This is a genomic window from Mesorhizobium sp., from assembly GCF_004962925.1.
Taxonomy (GTDB): domain Bacteria; phylum Pseudomonadota; class Alphaproteobacteria; order Rhizobiales; family Rhizobiaceae; genus Mesorhizobium.
On record NZ_SUEO01000066.1, the window covers coordinates 22,258 to 26,121 of the forward strand.

The window sequence follows — 3,864 nt, forward strand, 5'->3', positions numbered from 1 at the left end:
CGGTTCCTTCGTGATCAGGCCGACGCTCGAGCAAGGCCTGACGGCATCGTCGAATGCCGATTCAAGCGCCGACGGCGAGCCGGCACTGCTATCGGAAACGACGCTGCGCTTCAATGCCGTCTCCGACTGGCGAGAGAATTCGGCTGTCATCGATGGCTACGGCACCTTTCTCAAGACCATATCGGGCGACGAGATCCAGGAGTTGCGAGGCCGAGTCGACGGCACGCTCAATGTCGACCTCGACAACGATCTGCGCGCCATCGCCAAGCTCGGTTACGAGGCGGCGCCGGAATCGGCTTCGTCGCCGGTCGTCGTCGAAGGCACCATCGAGCAGCCGGTGCGCCAGACCTTTGACGGCAGCCTCGCGGTCGAGAAGGATGCCGGCAAGATGCGCTTTGCATTGACCGGCGCGGTCGAACGCGACATCTATGGCGACGCCAAGCTTTCGACGGGCGGAACGGTGTCGCAGAAAGCCCGCGACTCGACGCTCTATACCGCCACCTTGCGTACCGGCTATGAGATTTCTCCCGCCATCACGCCTTTCACCGAGGTCGAAATCGGCCGTCGGGTCTATGATTTGCGCGTCGATCCCAATGGTTTCGAACGATCCTCGACACGGCTTGGCGTACGGGCCGGCGCCGAACTCGACCTCGGCGAGAAGCTTGCCGGCGAATTCTCGGCCGGCTGGCTGCGGGAAGCGATCGACGACGACCAACTGCCGGCGATTTCGGGTGCCACAGTAAACGCCGACCTCAAATGGTCGCCGGAACGCGGCACCACGATCGGCCTCACGGGACAAACGACCGTCGAGGGCACGACAACCCCAGACGAAAGTGGCGACATCCTTTACTCCGGCCGCCTCACGGGCGAGCGGGAAATCCGTGCCAACCTGACCGGGAACGCAGCTCTCGGCGTGGACTGGCGCGACTACATCGGGTCCGACGGCCATGATCTGACGCTAAGCGCCGAGGCCGGACTGACGTGGTGGCTGAACCGGTATGCCGGACTGACCACCCGCGCCAGAACCGAAAAACAGACCAGCAACCTGGAGGGCCGCGACTACACGGCCCACAGCATCTTCGTCGGGGTGACGCTGCAGCCGTAAAGCAAGCCATTGAAGGTTTGGGGTTGCCGAGATTCGGGTCAGGCCGAGGCGAGAACGCTGGTTTCGAGAGCCTGAGCGCTGCCCACGTTGGAGCATGCAAGTACCGGAAGCGCAGGAAATCGCCGTTTGCAGGCCGACTGAACGTTAGCTCCCTAGAACGCCGCGCCTCGCTGCTCTGACGGTTTCAACTCGTCGAGAAGCTTGCGGATGGCGCCCGCCATGTTCCCATTGACGTCGCTGCGCCACAGCGCGAAGGCGACGTTGGCCTCGACAAAGCCTTCCGGCGACCCGCAATCGAAGGTGCGCCCCTGGTAATGGCAGCCATAGAAGGGCTGCTGCTTCTCCAGCTTCAGCATCGCATCGGTGAGCTGGATCTCGTTGCCGGCGCCCTTTTCCTGGCCCTCGAGAATCCCGAATATCTCCGGCTGCAGGATGTAGCGCCCGTTGATGTAGAGATTGGAGGGCGCCGTGCCGGTCTTTGGCTTCTCCACCATGCCGGTAATGCGGAAACCGTGATGCGTATCCTCGCCGCGGCCGACGATGCCGTATTTATGGGCCTCGGCGGGGTCGCATTCCTGAACAGCGACGATGTTGTTGCCGGTCTCGGCATAGAGCTCGACCATCTCCTTCATGCAGCTTTTCTCCGACTGCATGATCATGTCAGGCAAAAGCAGTGCGAAGGGCTCGTCCCCGACGAGCTCGCGGGCGCACCAGACGGCATGGCCAAGGCCAAGCGGCACCTGCTGGCGCGTGAAGCTGGTCTGCCCCGGCGAGGGTTGCAGCCGCTGCAGGCGGGCGAGCTCGTCGTTCTTGCCGCGCTGGGCGAGCGTGTCATAGAGTTCAAACTGGACGTCGAAATGGTCCTCGATGACCGCCTTGTTGCGGCCGGTCACGAAGATGAAATGTTCGATCCCGGCTTCGCGTGCCTCGTCGACCACATACTGGATGACCGGCCTGTCGACGACGGTCAGCATTTCCTTGGGTATGGCCTTGGTGGCCGGGAGAAACCGCGTGCCGAGACCGGCGACCGGGAAAACTGCCTTGCGAACTCTCTTCATGCTGTCAATTATCCGCTTGTAAGCCTGTTCGGCAATCCCGCTTCCAGACATTTTCATGCCGGAATCGAGGATTATGGAACGGCTGGTCAGAAAAATTTGTAGTCCGTAAAGCACCAACCCGCCTTTTCGTTCCCAACGGCACCTATGGTAAACCAATTGCTAACCGGGTTCGGCGATGAATGATCTTCCTGTGATGATGAAGGAGGAAAAGATGTCCGTTCGCAACGCCGCAAAGCGCTTCACAAGCGTCGTTGCGGCCGCCAGCCTTTCGCTCGCCTTGCTGATGCCCGCCGGATCTGCTTTTGCCGATGCCGGCTTCCGGCAATGGGTGGCTAGCTTCCGCGCCACCGCAGTGCGGAGCGGCGTTTCCGGCACCGTTTACGACCAGGCGTTCCAGGGCATCAGCGATGCCGACCCGGTCGTGCTGGAAAAAGCGCGTTATCAACCCGAATTCACCGCGCCAGCCTGGGATTATTTCGACAACCGCGTCCATGACCAGTCGGTCGCGGTCGGCCAGCAGATGGCCAGGAAGTGGAAGCCGTGGCTGGACAGGATCGAGGCAAAATACGGCGTCGACCGCTACGTCCTGCTGGCCATCTGGTCGATGGAATCGAACTACGGCGAAATCCTCAAGCGCGATGAGGTCATGCGAAATGTCGTGCGTTCGCTGGCAACGCTTGGCTATGCGGACCGCAGACGATCGAAATTTGCCCGCACCCAGTTGATCGCGGCGCTGAAGATCCTGCAAAGGGGCGACATCGACAAAAGCCACCTCAGCGGCTCATGGGCCGGCGCCATGGGCCATACCCAATTCATTCCGACCAGCTATCAGGCCTATGCGGTCGATATGGACGGCGACGGCAGGCGCGACATCTGGAATTCGATTCCCGATGCATTGGCAACGGCCGCCAATCTGCTCAGGAAGAACGGCTGGCAGGCCGGCAAGACCTGGGGCTATGAAGTCAGCCTTCCCGATGGGAAGAAGTTCCCGGCCGGATCGAAGTCACTGTCGCAATGGCAGGCGCTGGGTGTCACGCGTGTCAACGGCAAGTCCTTCAAGAGTGGTGCGGAGAAGGCCACGCTGAAGGTGCCGGGCGGCCGCGGCGGCCCGGCCTTCCTGATGATCAAGAATTTTTCGGTCATCAAGCGCTACAACAATGCCGACAAATACGCGCTTGCCGTTGGCCTTCTTGCCGACGAAATCGCCGGTTATGGTGGGCTTGTGCAGGACTGGAAGCGGCCTTTCACGAAGCTCTCCTTCGAGGAGAGGCAGGAGCTTCAGCAGCGGCTTTCCCAGTCCGGCTACTATGACGGCAAGTTCGACGGCAAGATCGGTGAGGGATCGAAAGCCGCCATCATGGCCTTCCAGGCGAAGGCTGGCTTGACCCAGGACGGACATCCGAGCATGGAAGTGCTCAAATGGCTCAGGCAGAACTAGCCTCGCATAGGGAGACGACCTGGAGCATCGGAGCTAAACCGGTTTCTGGAAGAATCCGATGCTCAGGCGGCGGCACGGTTGGACTTGGGTCCGGCACTCTTAAGGGATGGAGAGGGTGATTGGTTTCGGCTGCGCGTATCCAGATGATCCTTCGTCGCGTGCCGATCCTGATTCTGGCTATTGCCGTTCTGGCCGTCAGTACTGCCGCCGCCTTTCATACGCCGGCGGTAGCGCAGGAAGAACAAAGGCGTGGCTGGTCGCTG

Annotated in this window: 3 protein-coding genes and 1 pseudogene; 3 read left to right on the forward strand and 1 reads right to left on the reverse strand. The window is 61.2% G+C overall.

All coding sequences use genetic code 11. The annotated features are described in order from the left end of the window. Window positions 1–1,105 (forward strand): outer membrane beta-barrel protein (locus tag E5W87_RS15440; protein WP_292398805.1); only part of this gene is annotated, 1,105 nt, incomplete at its 5' end. 152 nt (window positions 1,106–1,257) lie between these two features. On the opposite strand, the gene galU is transcribed toward E5W87_RS15440, so the two are convergent. Further along, window positions 1,258–2,172, reverse strand: coding sequence for a UTP--glucose-1-phosphate uridylyltransferase GalU (galU, locus tag E5W87_RS15445; RefSeq protein ID WP_185928333.1), 915 nt, complete (start codon window positions 2,170–2,172; stop codon window positions 1,258–1,260). 202 nt (window positions 2,173–2,374) lie between these two features. On the opposite strand from galU, the gene E5W87_RS15450 reads away from it, so the two are divergent. Further along, window positions 2,375–3,601: a lytic murein transglycosylase gene (locus tag E5W87_RS15450; protein ID WP_292398808.1), complete on the forward strand. Its 1,227-nt coding sequence runs from the start codon at window positions 2,375–2,377 to the stop codon at window positions 3,599–3,601. 119 nt (window positions 3,602–3,720) lie between these two features. After that, a pseudogene (locus tag E5W87_RS15455) lies at window positions 3,721–3,864 on the forward strand (DUF459 domain-containing protein); the annotation flags it as partial.

Bases quoted from the DNA above. Each gene is read 5' to 3' on its own strand.
- E5W87_RS15450 (WP_292398808.1), top strand. From the start codon at position 2,375: ATGTCCGTTCGCAACGCCGCAAAGCGCTTCACAAGCGTCGTTGCGGCC.